Origin of the sequence: Rothia nasimurium, from assembly GCF_035916755.1 — a bacterium.
Classification (GTDB): Bacteria; Actinomycetota; Actinomycetes; order Actinomycetales; family Micrococcaceae; genus Rothia.
The window spans coordinates 153,516-170,944 of record NZ_JAYWIX010000007.1 but is presented as its reverse complement, the minus strand read 5'-3'; the positions used below and the strand labels follow the sequence as shown (position 1 = coordinate 170,944).

The following is a 17,429-nucleotide window of genomic DNA, read 5'->3' as shown; positions in this document are numbered from 1 at the left end:
AGTTTAGTGGTCCCGCTCTTACCCCGCTTTAGAATAGGGAGCATGAATTCTGTTTTTCCTGCCCCCGATGCCCTCTCCCCCGCCTACCGGTCGGCCCTGCGCGGCTCCCTGCTGGGTACCGCCCTGGGGGACGCCCTGGGCTACCCCCTAGAGACCAGCACCGCAGAACAGATTACTGAGCACTGGGGCGAGCGTACAGGAGCCGACCTTATCGCGGCTATCGCCCAGGAACCCCTGCTCATCTCAGACGACACCCAGCTCACCCTGGCAACCCTCGACGGGCTCACCGAGGTGCTGGAATGGAACAACGAGGGTCAGGCAGCCGACGAGCTGGCCTGCATCTGGCTAGCCTACCTGCGCTGGTACACCGGCACCGGCCACCCGCTACCCGAGACCGCACCCTATTCCCTTCCCCGCCCCCTCGATACGCTTCAGGTGATGCGCCAGCAGCGGAGCCCGGGCAAGGCCACCCTGGCAGCCCTTGCCACGGGGGAAATGCAGTTTATCTCTAAAAACATCAACCCGCAGGCCCTGGGCACCGGGGCGCTCATGCGCTCTGCCCCCTTCGGTTACCTGCCGGTTGCCGATGACGCTACCGTCATCAAGCTATCCGCCCACGCCGCGGCCCTCACCCACGGCCACCCCGAGGCAATCATCTCGGCGAGCGCTTATGCCCTGCTAATTCGCTATCTGTTGGGCAACACCAGCCAGAGTGCCGGGCAGGCTCACCGCCCCGGTGTGCTTGAAGCCTGTACTCAGCAGGTGCTGAACTGGCTAGGCACGGTGGAACAAAGCCAGGCCCTACCCGGCGATGCCGCGCTTACCCGCACGGCGCTGGGCACCGCCGTCCGCCTGGCTCAGCAAGAGGCGCAGGGGGCGGACGCCCGCTCCCACTTCGGCGAACTCCTGGTAGCCCCCGAGGTGCTCGGCTACGCCCTCTTCCTAGCCCTGCGGGCAGAGGCGGACGTCGCGGCTGGCAAGCTGAGCCAGAAGCAGGCAGTGCGTGAGGCCCTGGGTGCGGCAATTGCTGTCACCGGCGATTCAGATTCCATTGGGGCTCTAGTCGGATCCCTGCTCGGAGCGCTCTGGGGAGACGCGGCTTTCCCGGCAGACCTCGCCCCTGCTACCGATGCCGCAGAAGCCCTGAACCTGGTTGAGGCGGCCTGGTTTAAGCAGCTTGGGTTGTAAGACTTCCGTTCAGAAGCAAGGGCAGGCAGGCTCGCAGCGAAACTGCTGGCTGCGGGACTGGTGCGAATCTGGCGAGCCTGCGAACCAGCGAGAGGGGCGGCAGTGAGCGTGAGCCTGCCTGCCCTACTTTCCCTAGAGTGCTTAAGCTGCAAGCACCTCGGTGCGGTGGTCCAGGTACCATTCGTCGGCGCGCTCCACAGCCAGGCGTTGGATAGCTCCGCCCATGCCGTTGCGCATGGTGTAGGCCAGGGACTGCAAGGGTAGCAGGCGGGCCACTATTTTGGCGCGTTCCAACTGGGCTTCATCGAGCGCTTTAGAGAGGGAATCCCAGCCGTAGAAGTTACCCAGGGCGGCGTGGTCAACAGCTGCGTCCCCTACCGAGGCGTGGTCCCAGTCGATAACGCCAACCAATTTATCGCCGTTCCAGAGAATATTGTGACCGGCTAGGTCGCCGTGGACCAGCACCGGTGGGGCGGGTTCTAGCTCCAGTACCCGGTCTATGGCTGCGTGGGCTACCTTCTGGGCGCCGGTGAGCAGCTGGGGTACGACCTGCTCGCGCAGGAGCACCTCCCAGTTATCGCGCCCGCCCCAGTGCTCGTGCACCATGTCGAGGTAGGGACCGTAGCCGCTGAAATCTACCGAGTGGATAGCTTTGACCAGGGTGGCAAGCTGCTTGGGCGGGGCCGAGCCCTGTAGCCGGGGCTCCCCCTTAATCCAGGTTAGCCCTACAGCGGTGAAGCCGTTTCGGGTAATGACCCGGGTAATGGGCCGGGGTACCGCAAAGGGGAGGTCCTGGGGTAGCCGCCGCAGGATCTCGGTGCGGCGGGCTACCAGGTGCCCGGTTTGCTGGGTTTTGGCGATACGCACACTCAGCTCCGCCCCCATGTTGACGATGATGTGGGCAGAGCCGGTGGTTCGGACGTCCCAGCGGTCGCGGGGAATGTTCAAACCGGCTTGCTCCATTACCGCCGTGATCACGGGAAGAGCCTTCATCTGTTCAATGAGTGTAAGGTGCGCTGCCATAGGGTACCTCGTACAGGATTGTTACTGGGCCAGGGCGGCCTGTAGGTGGGGAAGAAGCTTGGTTAGGGCCTGGCTCCGGTGGCTGATGGCATTTTTGACATCAGCGGGCACCTGGGCGCAGGAGAGGCCAGCGTATTCGCCGGTGAAACCGTCGGCTGCCAAGATCGGGTCATAACCGAACCCGCCCTCGCCGCGGGGCTCGCGCAGCAGGGTTCCGGCAAGCTCCCCCTCTTCCACGGCCTCTATACCTTCAGGGGTAACCATCGAGGCTGCGCAGACAAAGCGGGCACGGCGGTGGTCATCGGCGATATCCGATAGCTGCGCTAAAAGCAGGTTGAGGTTGGCTTCATCGTCCCCGTGCTTGCCTGCCCACCGGGCACTGAAAATACCGGGGGCACCGCCCAGCACGTCGACCGACAGGCCTGAGTCATCGGCAATAGCAATCAGGCCGGTAGCCGCAGCTACCGCGCGGGACTTCAAGAGGGAGTTCTGGGCAAAAGTAACGCCGTATTCAACCACGTCGGGGGCACCTGCTGCACCGGCGTCGATCACCTCGGTGTCAACGTCCAGCCCCTCGATAGCGCCGCGCAGCATCTCGCGGAACTCGCGTAGTTTCCCCTGGTTGTGGGTGGCAAGAACGATTTTGGCGGGCATTAGTCCTCCAGGGCTTCGCGCTGGATCTGGGCTAGCTGCGCGGTGCCGTGCAGGGCCAAGTCGAGCAGGGAGTTCAGTTCGTCGCGGTCAAAGGGGGCACCCTCTGCGGTTCCCTGAACCTCAACGAACTTGCCCTCGCCGGTGACGACCACGTTCATGTCGGTCTCAGCGCGCACGTCTTCTTCGTAGGGCAGATCCAGCATGGGTACGCCGTCAATGATGCCCACAGAAATGGCGGCAACAGAGCCGGTGAGGGGCTTGGCCTTGGCCGGGATAATACCCTGGGCCTGGGCCCAGTTGATGGCATCTGCCAGGGCGATGTAGGCCCCGGTGATGGCGGCGGTGCGGGTGCCGCCGTCCGCCTGGAGCACATCGCAGTCGAGCACGATGGTGTTCTCGCCCAGCTCGGCGGTGTCGATGACGGCGCGCAGGGAGCGGCCAATCAGTCGAGAAATTTCGTGGGTGCGGCCGCCAATCTTTCCCTTGACCGATTCGCGGGAGTTACGGGTGTTGGTGGCGCGCGGCAGCATGGCGTATTCTGCGGTGACCCAGCCGGTGCCCTGGCCCTTGAGCCAGCGGGGCACGCCCTCGGTCAGTGAGGCGGTGCAGAGCACCCGGGTGTTGCCGAATTCAATCAGGGCCGAACCTTCGGCGTTCTTTGACCAGCCGCGGGTGACGGTGATGGGGCGGAGCTGGTCGGGGGTGCGGCCGTCGCCGCGTAGGGTGGGTGCTGCCATGTTTTCTGTCATGAGTTCAGCCTATCGCCTGTTGCCCGAGGCGCACAAAAACACGGGCGCTTTTGGCACCCGTGTTGTCTGGTTTTTGGGCCTTACCCACCTCGGCAGGTGTTAGTACCCCTGGTGGCGGCTAATGACGTTCAGGGTGGTGGTCTGCGGGTTGCTGGCGTATTCCTCGGGGCTACGGCGGGGGTTGACCCGGTAGGTTGCCGAGGCCTCAGCCACCGATATCGGCCCGTCAAAAACGCTCTTGGCTTCGGCCAGGGCAGTGGCGGGGTCGTTCCAGATGGGCAGGTGGGTGAGCAGCAGGTTGCGGACGCCTGCCTCGGCTGCCGCTTCACCGGCGCGTTTGCCGGTCAGGTGGATGCCGCGCAGGGCGTCATCACGGCCCTCCTGGTAGGCCGCTTCGCAGAGGAAGAGGTCGGCGTCGCGGGCCGCTTCAATCAGGCCGATGCAGGAGTCGGTGTCGCCGGAGTAGGTGAGCACGGTCTTGCCCTCGCCGGTTTCGCACTCGATGCGCAGGGCGTAGGGCTCCTTAGTGGGGTGTACGACCACGTGCGGGGTCACTGTGAAGGGGCCAATTTTGACCTCGGCGTGGTTGTTCCACTCGTGGAACTCGAACTCGGTGTGCATGCCCGGTTCGATGGGCAGGCCGTGGGTGTTGACCAGGTACTGGTGAATATCGCTGGGCCCGTAGAGGGGAATGGGGCCCTTAGACCAGCCGTTGGGGTTCCACTTGACCGCTACGTGCAGCCCTGAGAGGTCGATGCAGTGATCGGGGTGCAGGTGGGAGATCAGGATGGCGTCGATATCTTCGAGGTTGATGTGGGTCTGAAGGGTGCCCAGGGCGCCATTGCCCATATCAACGATAATGCGCCAGGTCTTTCCCAGGTCATCAATAGTCGAGACCATGTAGCAGCTGGCCGCTGCATTGGGCCCGGGGAAAGAACCGGTACAGCCTATGACGGTCAATCGCATCAGTGGCCTTCCTTCTTCGGTGTGTGTCTGTGGGTTAGGGAGTGTCTGTGGTGATGGTAATGCGCGGGGTGGTGACGGACGGAGCGATGAGTTCGGGGGGAACGACGGCCAGGGAGCCGGTGGGGAACCGTTCTGCCACCGAGTTGGTGTGGCGCACCTTGGCGACCTCGGGGCCCAGGAAGCGGCGGGCTAAGTGCTCGAAGGTTTCGGTTTCACCGGTGGCCAGGAATTCGTGGGAGGGCGGCAGGGCGGCAGGGCGCTCTAGCCCGGCTCGCAACAGGGCCTTGTAGACGTCCTTAGCCGACTCTTCCGAGGACGACACGAGGGTGACGTCGTCCCCCATGATGTAGGAGATGACGCCTGTGAGTAGGGGGTAGTGAGTGCAGCCCAGCACCAGGGTATCGACCCCGGCCTCCTTGAGAGGAGCCAGGTATTCTTCGGCGGTCTCAAGTAGCTCGGGGCCGCTAGTGATGCCCTGTTCAACGAACTCTACGAAGCGGGGGCAGGCCACAGAGTAGATTTCAAGGTCGCTCATGACCGAGAAGGTGTCCTCATACGCACGGGAGGTCACGGTAGCTTCGGTGGCGATGACGCCGATTTTACGGTTGCGGGTTGCCGCCACTGCTCGGCGGGCGGCGGGCTGGATAACCTCAACCACCTGAATGCCGTACTTGCGGGTGTAGCGCTCACGGGCGTCCCTCAACACAGCAGCAGACGCTGTGTTGCAGGCAATGACTAGGAGTTTCACCCCGGAGTCCACCAGCTCGTCCATGATACGCAGGGCGTGGGCTCGCACCTGGGCGATAGTCAGGGGGCCGTAGGGGCCGTGGGCGGTATCGCCCACGTAAATCACCGACTCGTGCGGGAGCTGGTCCATGATGGCGCGGGCAACGGTTAGGCCGCCCACTCCCGAATCGAACACGCCAATGGGGGCACTTGCGGTGGGTTCGGCAAGCACCTGACTACCCCAGGGGGTTACGAGTTTCGAGTTGGTTTCGCTCATTACACACCTGACACTAGCTAAAGGTTGAAGAAAACTGTAGGCCGCCTATCGCAGCGACCGGCTTTTGAGTGGACTATCACGCCCCGGCGCCCGCGCGAGGCGTCATACTCGGTCACGAAAGATTGCGCTTAGGGGGCGGACGGCCCCGCCCCGGCATCGTCCAAGCCCAGCAGGAGGCTCTGCATGAGGCTTTCTTGCAGCCAGGTGACGAAGTTGTAGAGCAGGGCCATATAGTCTTCGGTACTCTCTACGCTGCCCCAGTCAGTGTGTTCGCCGATGCGGTCGGCGTCCTCAGCGCTGTTAATCCCTAAGCGGGTGCCCAGGGTAAGGCGCACGTCGTTGAGGGCAGCGGCCCAGCTGTTGGCCCGCTCGGTATCTAGCCGCACAACCCCGGCCTGCAGGTCCATGGCGGCCTGGGTGAGGTGTTCGATTTTGGCCCGGCGTAAGGAAAGGTCGGTGAAGCGGCGGTATTCATCGGCAACTTCCGGGTCGTCGCTCGCCACAGGCAGCATGCGGGCAACAGCGGGGTCACTGGGCACGCTGGCGGTTTCAGAAATCCCCACCAGGGCTGCCAGGGGGTCGGCGTTGGGGTCTTCTTCCGGCTCCAGCACCAGGGCGACGTCCTCAAACAGGCGGGTGAGCACCTGCACCTCTTCAGGGGTGAAGCGGGCGGCAATACCACGGGAGGTTGGGGTAAAGGGTTCAGCCATAAATCTATGCACCTGCCTGCTCGATGGTTGCCCACAGGCCCCAGGTATGCAGGGCGGTGGTGTGCCGTTCGGCCTCTTCTTTGGAGCCGCTAAAGACGGTGGCCTTACCTTCGGTGTGTACCTGCATCATGAGCTGGTGGGCTTTTTCGGTGCTGTAGCCAAACTGGGTACGCAGCACGTAGGTCACGAAGCTCATCAGGTTAACCGGGTCGTCCCAGACAATGACCGCCCAGGGCAGGTTGAGCTGGGTGCTCTCGTCTAGGGCTAGATCGAGCTCAAGATCTGCCAGGGTATCGGTGGCTGAGGCAGCCGAAGGCATAGGGTGTACTCCTTAGGTCATTTGTACCTTATCTATCATAGGGCTCTTCTTTCGCTGTGCCCTAGCTCGTTCACTTTCGGAGCAAGCAGAACCGCGGCGGTGGGGCTGGGCTTAGGTGCGGTCAAAAGGATAAAGTTATACCCGTGACTCAAAAAACTTCCCTCCTCACCGACCACTACGAGCTGACCATGGTGCAGGCTGCCCTAGCCTCAGGCGCTGCCCACCGGCGCACCGTCTTCGAGGTTTTCACCCGCAGGCTTTCGGGCGGACGCCGCTACGGCGTCTTGGCAGGCACCGGCAGGTTGCTTGAGGGGCTAGAGAACTTCCGCTTTGATACCGAAGAGCTGGAGTTTTTAGCCTCCCGTAAGGTGGTCAATGAGCAGACCCTGGATTACCTTGCTAACTTCCGTTTTTCCGGTTCTATCCGGGGCTATGCCGAGGGTGAGGTTTTCTTTCCCCACTCCCCCGTCTTGCAGGTTGAGGCGTCCTTTGCAGAGGCCTGCCTGCTAGAGACCTTTATTCTCTCGATCCTTAACTTTGACTCTGCTGTCGCTACCGCTGCCTCCCGTATGACGGTTGCAGCGGGCAAGCGTCCCTGCCTTGAGATGGGCTCCCGCCGGGCACACGAGCAGGCTGCTGTCTCTGCCGCCCGCGCCGCCGTCATTGCCGGTTTTACCGCTACCTCGAACCTTGAGGCAGGACGCCGCTACGGGCTCCACACGGTCGGCACCAGCGCCCATGCCTTCACCCTGCTCCACGACTCCGAGCGCCAGGCTTTTGAAGCCCAGCTAGCCTCCCTAGGTGTGGGCACCACCCTGCTGGTGGATACCTACGATGTTGAACAAGCCGTGAATCTGGCTGTTGAGCTGGCAGGAAAGGAGCTGGGTGCCGTCCGCCTGGATTCTGGTGACCTGGTTGCCCAGGCCCAGAAGGTGCGCGAGCAGCTCGATGCCCTGGGCAATACCGGCACCAAGATCACCGTGACCAGCGACCTGGACGAGTACGCCATCGCGTCCTTAGCTGCCGCCCCCGTCAATGCCTACGGGGTGGGTACAAAACTGGTTACCGGCTCCGGGGTTCCCACCTCTTCCATGGTTTATAAGGTGGTGCTGCGCGAGAACTCCCAGGGGGTGATGGAGCCTGTCGCTAAGGCGTCCTCGGGTAAGGCATCTGTGGGCGGCAAGAAAACCGCCGTCCGCCGTCTTGATGCCACCGGCACCGCCACAGCCGAAGTGGTGGGGCTCGATATTGAGGCTCCTGCTGACTCCAACGACCGACCCCTCATGATAGACCTGGTGGTCGACGGGCAGATCCAGCCCGGCTTTACCGGGGCTGAGGGCGTGCGCCGAGCCGCCGAGCGTCATGCCCGCTCCCTCACCGAGCTGCCGGTAGCCGCTACCCGCCTCTCCCCCGGCGACCCGGTCATTCCCACAGAATTTGTCTCTTAAGAAGAAGGATTACCCGATGTCCAAAGTACTCATTATTGTTGATGTTCAGAACGACTTTTGCGAGGGCGGTTCGCTTGCTACCGAGCGTGGCTCAGAGGTTGCTGCCCTCATTAGCGAGTACGTAGAGAACCACCACGGCGACTACGAGGCGATTGTTGCCACCCAAGACTGGCACGTTGACCCCGGCACCCATTTTTCTGAGAACCCCGATTTCAAGGACTCCTGGCCGGTACACTGCAAGGCCGAGAGCCACGGTGCCGAGCTGCACGAGGATCTCGATACCGACTACATCGAGGCCTACTTCCGCAAAGGCAAGTTTGAGGCAGCCTATTCCGGCTTTGAGGGGCTGCTGGCTCCCGAGGATTCGGTGATGACCGGCGAGCGCGAGGCCGGTGCCCAGGTACAGGACGACACCCCCAAGGTATCTTTGGATGATTGGCTGGCTGAGCGCGATATTACCGATGTTGATGTGGTGGGCATTGCCACTGATTTTTGTGTGAAAGCTACTGCGCTGGATGCGGTGGATGCTGGCTACGAGACCCGGGTGCTGCTTGATTTGACGGCCCCGGTTGATGAGGGTGCCCTCGATGAGGTCAACGAGGAGCTTGAGGACGCCGGGGTGACTGTGACCGAGGTGCTGTAAGTCATCTGCGCTACAGGTCTTTGACAGTGAAGGTCGCTCTCATCTGGCAATAGGGCAACGAGGGGTCTTTCTTTCCATGTTAGGAAAGAAAGACCCCTTTGATATCTGGTGGTTGTGGTGCCGGCAGGCTGGCCCGGGGCTGGCGTTTCAGGGTGCCTGCTGGCACCACAAGCACCGGCCCCAGGCAAGAGTTCCTACTTACGCCCCACGAACCAGTCCTGTAGCTTATCCAGGCGGGCCTGGAGCTGTTCTGCTGAGGCCTGCGCAACGGCGGGCCCACCGCAGATTCGGCGTAGTTCGTTGTGGATAGAGCCGTGGGGTTTACCGGTGCGGGCTGCCCAGGCGGCGACGTTCTTGGCCAGCTTGTTGCGCAGGTCTTTGAGCTGGCGGTGATCGACGACTTGGGGGGCGGTGGATGCTGGTCGGCGGGAGGCGTGGTCTTTTTGGCGGGCGCGGAGCAGGGTGCCTACCTGGTCGGCGTCGAGTAGGCCGGGGATGCCGAGGAAGTCTTGTTCTTCGTCGGAGCCGATTTCCAGGCCGCCGGTGGAGAATTCGGCGCCGTCGAAGAGCACACCGTGGAAGGAGGCCTGGGAGCCTATGGCTTCGAATTTGCCGCGGGTGAGCTGGTCGCTGGCGACTTCTTCTTTATTGGCTTCTTCGATGAGGTGGTCGTCTAGGCCTTCGTTGAGAGGGTCGATGGCTTCGTCGCTTGCGCCTTTGCGGTCGAGGGCGTGGTCGCGTTCGGTTTCCATTTCGTTGGCCAGCATCATGAGCTGGGGTACGGAGGGTAGGAAGACCGAGGCGGTTTCGCCGCGTTTGCGGGAGCGGACGAAGCGGCCGATGGCCTGGGCGAAGAAGAGGGGGGTGGAGGTTGAGGTGGCGTAGACACCGACGGCTAGGCGAGGGACGTCCACGCCTTCGGATACCATGCGTACGGCGACCATCCAGCGGGAAAGACCTGCGGAGAACTCTTCGATGTTGTTGGAGGCTTCTTTGTCGTCGGAGAGAATGAGGGCGGGTTTTTCACCGGTGATTTTCTGGAGCTGTTTGGCGTAGGCGCGGGCGTCTGCGTGGTCGGTGGCGATGACGAGGCCGCCGGCGTCGGGGACGGTGCGGCGCACTTCGGTTAGGCGTTTGTCGGCGGCGGCGAGTACGGTGGGGATCCATTCACCGTCGGGGTTGAGAGCGGTGCGCCAGGCTTGGGCGGTGACGTCCTTGGTGAAACCCTCCCCCAGGTTGGCTGCCATTTCTTCACCAGCGGAGGTACGCCAGCGCATCTGGCCGGAGTAGGCCATGAAGATGACGGGGCGCACGACGTGGTCTTTGAGGGCGGGGCCGTAGCCGTAGGAGTAGTCGGATTTTGAGCGGCGGATACCGTCGGCGTCTTCTTCGTATTGGACGAAGGGGATGGCTGCGGTGTCGGAGCGGAAGGGGGTACCGGTCAGGGCTAAGCGGCGGGTGGCCGGTTCGAAAGCTTCACGCAGGCCGTCGCCCCAGGAGAGGGAGTCACCGGCGTGGTGGATTTCGTCCATGATAACCAGGGTGCGGCCGTTTTCGGTGCGGGCCCGGTGCAGCATGGGCTTGTTGGCAACCTGGGCGTAGGTGAGGGCAACGCCCTGGTAGCCGCGGCCCATGGTGCCGTCTGAGTTTTTGAAGTTGGGGTCGATGGAGATACCGACGCGGGCGGCGGCGTCGGCCCACTGGCGTTTAAGGTGGTCGGTGGGGGCGACCACGGTCATGCGGTTGATGGTGCCGCGGTTGAAGAGTTCCTTGGCGACGGTCAGAGCGAAGGTGGTTTTACCTGCGCCGGGGGTTGCCACGGCCATGAAGTCGCGGGGGTTCTCGGTGAAGTACTTGGTCATGGCTTCTGCCTGCCAGGCGCGGAGCTTAGGTGCGGTTCCCCAGGCTGCGCGGTCGGGGTAGGCCGGGGGCAGGGGCGGGTTGGAACCTTCGCCAAAGAGCGGTAACTGGCTGTCGTTCATCTCGTATCTTCCCTTCCCTCATTTTTGCCCTCACAGTTTTTGGGCACCACAAAAGTTTAGCCCCATTCGGGGGCGAATGGGGCTATGAGTCATCTCTCGATGAGTCTGGTTGACTAGGCTATTGGTTAGTTTTCGTCGTTGTCGCCGGGTGCAAGGCCCTCGTAGATTTCCTTGCATTCGGGGCAGACGGGGAACTTTTCGGGGTCACGGCCGGGGGTCCACTTTTTACCGCAGAGGGCGCGCACGGGCTTGCCGGTGAGGGCGGACTCCATGATTTTTTCTTTGCGCACGTAGTGGGCGAAGCGTTCGTGGTCGCCGGGTTCGACGTTCTGGACTTCTTCGCGTTCCAACAGGGCGGTGCCGCCGGAGTGGGCGGTTTCGGGGAAGGGGTCTTCGATGCCGGGAATCGATGACATGCCGGGTCTCCTTAAGGTTAGAGCGGGTTGGTCTTGTCTACCAGTGTAGTGCCCCCGTCAAGACGGCCTCCGGCTCCTGCTGTAGGGCAGGGGCCGGACGCCGCTGGTGGGGTTGCCTGCTTCGAGCAGGTTGAGGGGCGGGTTAGCTGTAGCGGGCTACTCGCTGGTACATGTCTGCTACGTGCCGTTCGTAGTTTTTCGCGCCGGCGCGGACGCCCAGGTAGAAGGCTGCTGCCCCGATGAGGGCGGTGACGACGGCACCTAGCCAAATCCAGAGCATGCTACCGACGATAGCCGTGGCCGCCATGCCGATGATAGCCGGTAGTGATAGAGCCATGGGGATGAAGAGCAGGAAGCCCCGCGCCATTGTCTTGGCCATACCGTCGGGCTGTTCCGGGGTCTTCCAGGGACTGGTTCCCGGGGGTACTACCGGTGCGTTGAAAGTGGTATCCAGGTAGTTGGCCATGCCGTTAGCAATGAAGTAGGTGCCGATGGCGCTCACCAGCAGGGGCAGGGCCCAGGAAGCATGACCGGTCAGGAAAGCAAAGGCCAGGGTACCCAGCACAATCATGGGCAGGTAAAGCAGCATCATGCCGTAGGCCCGCCCCAGCCTGTCGTCAATGCCGCGCAGGGGTGAGAGGGCGTGCAGGGAGAAGGCTGTGCCTTCTAGGGAGGCCAGGTTGGTTTGTGCATAGCCTGCCATAGCCGGTATGAAGGCAACCGCCATGACGAAGGCCATGGGGTTCGTCATCTCTTCCTCCGCCCCGTTCATTGAGATGATAAAGCTTCCCGAGATAAAAACCATCAAGATATACATGAGCGGCATCATGAGCACGTTGAGGTTGGCCCGGGAATCCCGGAGCATCATGTCGAAGGTACGGGCGGCGATAGCCCCGCGCACGGTGGCCGGGAAGCGCCCAAGAAGCCCCAGATTACCCTGGGCCAGGGTTTTGCCTTCGTCCTGAACTCCGGCGGAATCTCCCACGCTGGCCATGGTTTTAGCCGCAAAGAACTGCCAGATAAACCAGGCCAGGGCACAGTAGACCAGGGTGAACGCGGTAAGAGCTAGAGCGAGGCCGTAGCGGCCGGCTCCTACCTGCGGGGCAATGGCCCAGGCTGAGGCTACAGGAGTCCACTGCAGGTAGCCGAGAATCTGCCGGAGCTGCTCAGTGTTGCTGGTGATACCCGTGATCGTCGCCAGCATCAGAGGCCCGGCAAAGATCAGGGCCGCAAAGGCAAGAAGAGTGAGGGCATTACTCACTGAGCGTCGCGAGCGGACGGGTATAGAGGCCACCGCGGTCAGGCGTCCGCCCAGAATGGCGAGGGCAAGACCCAGTAAACCTGCCGGGATGAAAGCCAGGGTAGCCGCTAGCGAGTAGAAGTTGGAGGTTATCAGAGCCAGGGTGGCTAGTACCGTCAGTACACCGGGCACCCCAATCAGAGCCCCTAGGGCTTGGCCGCCCATGAGCTGGCGGACGGTAATGGGATAGGGGGCAAGGCGCTCTGGGTCAAGGGTGGGGTCGGCACCGGCTGCAACCAGGGGTATCAGCCACCAGGCCAGGGTCAGCAGGCCACCGGCCAGCCCCAGAATGAGCAGGGAGTCGGCGGGGTTCTGCAGGGTGAAACCTACACCGGCCACGCCCACCAGGGCGCCGACCCCGTAGAGCAGGCCAAAGACCAGGCCCACGATAGCCCAGGCGTTCCCGTTGCGGAAGATAGCGAGGAAGTGGTCGAGTTTGAGTTTTAGGAGGACTGCAACCATGAGATTCCCTCCGATACAACGCGTCCGCCCACCAGTTCAACAAACCGCTCTTCCAGCGATACGCCGCCGCGCACCTGTTCCACGGTGCCAGAGGCCAAAATACGGCCGTCGTTCATAATGGCAACGTGGTCACACAGGCGCTGAACCAGGTCCATGACGTGGGAGGAGATAATGACGGTGCCACCGCCTGCCACATAGGCCTTGAGAATATCCTGGATGTTCGAGGCCGAGACCGGGTCCACCGCTTCGAAGGGCTCGTCGAGCACCAGCAGGGAGGGGGCGTGGATCATGGCGCAGGTCAGGGCAATTTTCTTGGTCATACCGGCTGAGTAGTCGGCGACCTTGCGGCCGGCGGCCCCGGTCAGGTCCATAGCCGTGAGCAGGTCGCGGGTTCGCTCAGCCACGGTTGCTTTATCCAGCCCGTGCAGGCGGCCGGCGTAGGTGAGGAGCTGCTCGCCGGTGAGCTTATCGAAGAGGCGGGCGCCGTCGGGCAGCACACCCACCCGGCGTTTAGCATCTAGAGGGTTGGCCCAGACATCCAGGCCACCCACCAGAACCTGCCCGGCGGTAGGTTTGAGCAGACCCGTTGCCATGGAGAGAGTGGTGGTCTTACCTGCGCCGTTGCGCCCTACCAGCCCGTAGAAGGAGCCTCGGGGTACGGTCAGGTTGACTCCGTCTACCGCGGCCTGCTGGCCAAAGACCTTCACTAGGTTGGTAATCTCCAGGGCTGCGCTGCCCCTGCTGGCTTCTGCCACTTCAGCTTCTACCGGCGCTGAAACCGGCTCAGTAAAGCCGCTGCCGGGTGCCTCTTCAGGCCGGTTGTGGGTTTGGTCGAAACGTTCATTCTGCGGGGGAAGGTTCTCGTGTGCCATATCTCCACTGTAGCCAGAATCACGTGCTATGCCCTCCCCCGCTAGGGTGATTCCTTAAAAAAGAGCCATCATCAGGGCTGAACGGGCCTTTGTGACGCGGGGGTCAGCTGAGCCTACAACCTCGAAAAGTTCCAGCAGGCGTTCGCGCACCGTGGTCTTAGTCTCCGCATCCACGGCCTTGAAGAGGGCGATAAGGCGGTTGAAGGCGTCCTCCACATGTCCGCCAGCTACATCTAGGTCGGCAACGTTGAGCTGGGCCTGCACATCGGTAGCGTCGGCGGCAGCTTTCTGGCGTTCTTCTGCCAGGTTCAGAGTAGAGACGCGGTGGAGCAGGTGGACCTGAGCCAGGCCGATTTTGGCGTCCGTATCGCCCGGGTTCTCGTTGAGCGCGCGGGTGTAGGCAGCTTCAGCTCCCTGGTAATCGCCCCGGTCTAGAGCCTCGATAGCTTCCCGGTGCAGGGGAGGCAGAGGCTTCTCAGCCTCCGACAGTACCGGCTCGAATCCACCGGGCAAACCCTGCTGGGCAGCGAGCTGTAACACCTGGCCCAGCACCTCGGTCAGGGCCTGGGACTCAACGGGGCCGTTGAAGAGCGGGGCCGGTCGGCCAGCGAGCACAGCCACGGCCGCAGGTACGCCCTGAATCTGGAAAGCCTGCCCGATTTCGGGAATCTTGGTGATATCGACGGCAGCCAGCAGCAGGTTGCCACCGGCAGAGTTCACCAGGGCCTCGACCTGCTCCAGCATCTGAGCCGACGCCGGCGAGTGGGGTGCCCACAGGGCAAAAATGACGGCGCCCCGTTTGGATTCCTGCACCAGCTGCTGGAACTGGGCCACATCGGTTACATCCAGTCGCCAGCTGGCAGCGGTGCTCTCCTCAGCAGGCTCAGCGCTGGAACCTGCCGAACTCGTAGCCCCCAGGTCCAGGGCGTTTCGTACCGAAGCGGGTAAGTTCTGATCGTCAATCCCGGCCATTGGGCCTTCCTTTCACAACGATAAATATCTCTACTGTCTATGGTGCCAAAGCTCAGCCGGTGCACGGGCACCCCTGCCCTAGTTCTAGCCCAGGGCAGAATCACGATAAGGTTGAACACAGTAACTACACCACTACCCAAGTAGCCAGCATGCCCTCATCTTTTTCTCCCTCCCGACTCCTGCGGCCCCTGACCTCCCGCGTCAGCCGAGCACAGGCATCCGCGCAACCAGATTCCCCAGCCAACGCCGAAGAAAGCGGCACCGGGCAGTCGCAAAACAACAAGTTCGCTCTACCGGCTATCCCCGGCGCTCGCCCCCGCCACCGCCTCCAGCTGCCCGAGGAACCGGCCCACCTGAAAGAGAATAAGGACGGCGCCGCCCCCGCTCCCCCAGAAACCCACGCCCTTACCCCCGGCAAGGGACGCTACATCAGCAACCCAATCTATTTTGGTTTCATGCTGGCCGTCGGTGTGGGCCTGGCCTGGATGGGCATGTACTTTGTGCTCAACATTGGCGCCCTAGCTGGCTGGCTCACCGGCGCAGTGTTCATCGGCCTGGGGCTAGACCCGGCTGTACGCAAACTCGAACAGTGGGGTCTTCCGCGTGGCGCGGGCGTCACCGTCGTTTTCCTCTTCTTTGTTGCGGTAGCCGCTGCCCTCATTTTCTGGCTAGTGCCCCTCATCGCCCGCCAGGCAGTTTCCTTCATCACCGGTTTCCCCCAGCAGTTTGAGAACTTCCTCAACTCAGATCTCTTCTCAGGTCTTGATGAGCGCTACCGCATCCGCTCAGCGGTAGACGCCGAAGTAGAGAAGTTCTTTGAACAGGTCACCTCAGATACCTCTGTGGTGAGCGGCTTTATGAACTCCCTCATGAACGCGGGCTCCACCCTGGCAGAAATCACGACCGGCACGATTATCGTGCTGTTCCTCTCCATCTACGTGCTCGCGTCCCTACCCACCATCAAGGCCTGGTTTATCCGCCTGGCGCCTGCCTCCAAGCGTGAACGCGTCGGCTACCTCACCGAAAAAATCACCAGCTCTGTTGGCCAGTACGTCATGGGCCAGGCTCTCGTGGCTATCTGCAACGCCACCTGTGCCGCCATCATCATGCTGATTGTGGGCGTGCCCTTTGCCCAGCTGCTCATGCTCTTCGTCCTGCTCCTGGCCTTCATTCCCCTGGTCGGTGGCGTCAGCGCCGCCGTCCTGGTCTCGGTCATCTCGCTCATCGACAGCTGGCAGACCGCCCTCTTCTTCCTTATCCCCTACCTGATTTACCTGCAGATCGAGGCCTACTTCATCTCCCCCCGCATTATGAGCAGGGCTGTGGCCGTGCCCGGTGCTGTAGCTATTATCGCGGTGGTAGCCGGTGGCTCTCTCTGGGGTGTGCTCGGTGCCCTCATTGCGATTCCCGTCGCAGCCTCCCTGCTGATTCTGGTCAATGAGGTACTCGTACCCCGGCAGGACCAGCTCTAACGAACCGTCCGTTTTCCTTAACCCGGTAGCGCCCTGCCTTTGAGCAGGGGCCGCTACCGGTTTTTTCTGCGCTTCTATCCTGATCTAGATTGTGTGGGGCATTCGCCAAGTTCTACCAGAATCTACGGGTTGCCCAGCACCGCTCGTGCCAATGGCGACGCTCCTCGATAGCCCGCTGGGTACCAAACATATGGTCCTGCTGCCAGACCACCAGGTGCGCCACCCCGGGCTGGATAGGCCGTTCACATTCGGGGCACTTATAGGTTTTCAGAGCATTGATGGAGGGGATGTACTGCACATACCAGTCCCCGTCTTGGGCCCGTTCCACTCGCGGGGCAGGGTCAAGGATACGGGAAATGTCGCGCCCAGCGGGGCGGGCCTTCTGCCACTTGCTGGGGGCGGCTCCGGAGTTAGAGTTGGGACGGCGGGGCTTAGATGAAGAACGACGAGGCATTCCCCCATTCTTTCATGCACCGGTGTGCCCGCCCAAGCCACCTGTTAGAGTGGTACGGTGCGTTTAGTTATAGCTGATTGTTCCGTAGACTACATGGGCCGTCTCAATGCCCATCTGCCCCGTGCTACCCGCCTGCTCATGATCAAGAATGACGGCTCGGTGCTGATTCACTCCGACGGCGGCTCCTACAAGCCCCTGAACTGGATGAGCCCGCCCTGCCGTCTACATATTTCCCCTCGCGAAGAGTTCGAGGGCACCTCGGTAGCCGAGGATCTTGACCCCGATGTGAGCGAGCTGTGGACTGTGCAGGCCGCCAAGAGCGACGACAAGCTGGTGATTCGTGTCTTCGGTACCCACGGGGAACTCAGCCACGATTTGGGTATTGACCCGGGCCTTATTAAGGACGGAGTTGAGGCCGACTTACAGCGCCTGCTGGCTGAACAGATTGAGCTTCTTGGCGCAGGTTACCGCCTGGTACGCCGGGAGTACCCCACGGCAATCGGCCCGGTAGATATTTTGGCCAAGGATGCCGGGGGCGTCTCTGTGGCTGTCGAGCTCAAGCGTGTAGGCGATATCGACGGCGTAGAACAGCTCACCCGCTACCTAGAGCTCCTCAACCGCGACCCCCTGCTAGCGCCGGTTCAGGGTGTCTTTGCTGCCCAGCGCATCAAGCCCCAGGCCCGCACACTGGCAGAAGACCGCGGCATCCGCTGTGTGGCTCTCGACTACGATGCCATGCGCGGAGTAGATGACGTAGAATCCCGCCTCTTCTAAACAAGAAGAAAGCTAAAAAAAT

Annotated in this window: 18 protein-coding genes; 5 read left to right on the top strand and 13 right to left on the bottom strand. The window is 62.2% G+C overall.

All coding sequences use genetic code 11. From position 1 onward, the window contains the following. The first annotated feature begins 42 nt into the window (after positions 1-42). The gene (locus tag VSX42_RS09215; protein WP_326503999.1) at positions 43-1,188 is read left to right on the top strand and encodes an ADP-ribosylglycohydrolase family protein; all 1,146 of its coding nucleotides are present in this window, start codon (positions 43-45) and stop codon (positions 1,186-1,188) included. Between the two features lie 141 nt (positions 1,189-1,329). Here VSX42_RS09215 and VSX42_RS09210 read toward each other — a convergent pair whose 3' ends face one another. From VSX42_RS09210 to clpS, 7 genes are all read right to left on the bottom strand, one after another. After that, the gene (locus tag VSX42_RS09210) at positions 1,330-2,211 is read right to left on the bottom strand and encodes a phosphotransferase (protein ID WP_326503998.1); all 882 of its coding nucleotides are present in this window, start codon (positions 2,209-2,211) and stop codon (positions 1,330-1,332) included. Positions 2,212-2,232: 21 nt separating this feature from the next. After that, positions 2,233-2,865, bottom strand: a complete 633-nt coding sequence (locus VSX42_RS09205; RefSeq protein ID WP_326503997.1) for a non-canonical purine NTP pyrophosphatase — start codon at positions 2,863-2,865, stop codon at positions 2,233-2,235. Then, positions 2,865-3,614: a ribonuclease PH gene (gene rph, locus VSX42_RS09200; protein WP_326503996.1), complete on the bottom strand. Its 750-nt coding sequence runs from the start codon at positions 3,612-3,614 to the stop codon at positions 2,865-2,867. Before rph ends, VSX42_RS09205 begins: the two co-directional genes overlap by 1 nt. A 99-nt stretch (positions 3,615-3,713) precedes the next feature. Beyond that, the gene (locus tag VSX42_RS09195; protein WP_326503995.1) at positions 3,714-4,580 is read right to left on the bottom strand and encodes an MBL fold metallo-hydrolase; all 867 of its coding nucleotides are present in this window, start codon (positions 4,578-4,580) and stop codon (positions 3,714-3,716) included. A gap of 34 nt (positions 4,581-4,614) precedes the next feature. After that, the gene (gene murI, locus VSX42_RS09190; RefSeq protein WP_326503994.1) at positions 4,615-5,583 is read right to left on the bottom strand and encodes a glutamate racemase; all 969 of its coding nucleotides are present in this window, start codon (positions 5,581-5,583) and stop codon (positions 4,615-4,617) included. Between the two features lie 128 nt (positions 5,584-5,711). Then, positions 5,712-6,293 carry a DUF2017 domain-containing protein gene (locus VSX42_RS09185; protein WP_326503993.1) on the bottom strand — a complete coding sequence of 194 codons (582 nt, stop codon included), beginning with the start codon at positions 6,291-6,293 and terminating at the stop codon, positions 5,712-5,714. A 4-nt stretch (positions 6,294-6,297) separates the two neighbouring features. Continuing rightward, the gene (gene clpS / locus VSX42_RS09180; protein ID WP_135013391.1) at positions 6,298-6,612 is read right to left on the bottom strand and encodes an ATP-dependent Clp protease adapter ClpS; all 315 of its coding nucleotides are present in this window, start codon (positions 6,610-6,612) and stop codon (positions 6,298-6,300) included. A 143-nt stretch (positions 6,613-6,755) separates the two neighbouring features. Here clpS and VSX42_RS09175 point away from each other — a divergent pair, with 143 nt between their 5' ends. Then, positions 6,756-8,060 (top strand): nicotinate phosphoribosyltransferase, encoded by a 1,305-nt coding sequence (locus VSX42_RS09175; RefSeq protein WP_326503992.1) that lies wholly within the window; start codon positions 6,756-6,758, stop codon positions 8,058-8,060. A 16-nt stretch (positions 8,061-8,076) separates the two neighbouring features. After that, a complete protein-coding gene (locus VSX42_RS09170; RefSeq protein WP_326503991.1) occupies positions 8,077-8,703 on the top strand; it encodes an isochorismatase family protein in 627 nt (208 codons plus the stop codon). 194 nt (positions 8,704-8,897) lie between these two features. Here VSX42_RS09170 and VSX42_RS09165 read toward each other — a convergent pair whose 3' ends face one another. The 5 genes from VSX42_RS09165 to VSX42_RS09145 form a co-directional block, all read right to left on the bottom strand. Then, positions 8,898-10,685: a DEAD/DEAH box helicase gene (locus tag VSX42_RS09165; protein ID WP_326503990.1), complete on the bottom strand. Its 1,788-nt coding sequence runs from the start codon at positions 10,683-10,685 to the stop codon at positions 8,898-8,900. Between the two features lie 125 nt (positions 10,686-10,810). Further along, entirely contained in the window at positions 10,811-11,101 is a 291-nt protein-coding gene (locus VSX42_RS09160) for a DUF3039 domain-containing protein (RefSeq protein ID WP_135013381.1), read from the bottom strand. Between the two features lie 142 nt (positions 11,102-11,243). After that, positions 11,244-12,863, bottom strand: coding sequence for a hypothetical protein (locus VSX42_RS09155; RefSeq protein ID WP_326503989.1), 1,620 nt, complete (start codon positions 12,861-12,863; stop codon positions 11,244-11,246). Continuing rightward, positions 12,845-13,735: an ABC transporter ATP-binding protein gene (locus tag VSX42_RS09150; protein ID WP_326503988.1), complete on the bottom strand. Its 891-nt coding sequence runs from the start codon at positions 13,733-13,735 to the stop codon at positions 12,845-12,847. The genes VSX42_RS09155 and VSX42_RS09150 overlap by 19 nt, the downstream gene beginning before the upstream one ends. A gap of 54 nt (positions 13,736-13,789) precedes the next feature. After that, positions 13,790-14,707 (bottom strand): co-chaperone YbbN, encoded by a 918-nt coding sequence (locus VSX42_RS09145; protein ID WP_326503987.1) that lies wholly within the window; start codon positions 14,705-14,707, stop codon positions 13,790-13,792. A 149-nt stretch (positions 14,708-14,856) separates the two neighbouring features. Here VSX42_RS09145 and VSX42_RS09140 point away from each other — a divergent pair, with 149 nt between their 5' ends. Further along, positions 14,857-16,179: an AI-2E family transporter gene (locus VSX42_RS09140; protein WP_326503986.1), complete on the top strand. Its 1,323-nt coding sequence runs from the start codon at positions 14,857-14,859 to the stop codon at positions 16,177-16,179. A gap of 112 nt (positions 16,180-16,291) precedes the next feature. Here VSX42_RS09140 and VSX42_RS09135 read toward each other — a convergent pair whose 3' ends face one another. Further along, positions 16,292-16,633, bottom strand: coding sequence for an ATP/GTP-binding protein (locus tag VSX42_RS09135; protein ID WP_326503985.1), 342 nt, complete (start codon positions 16,631-16,633; stop codon positions 16,292-16,294). 57 nt (positions 16,634-16,690) lie between these two features. Between VSX42_RS09135 and nucS the strand changes: the two genes are divergently transcribed. Beyond that, positions 16,691-17,407: an endonuclease NucS gene (gene nucS, locus VSX42_RS09130; RefSeq protein ID WP_237185871.1), complete on the top strand. Its 717-nt coding sequence runs from the start codon at positions 16,691-16,693 to the stop codon at positions 17,405-17,407. Positions 17,408-17,429 lie beyond the last annotated feature (22 nt).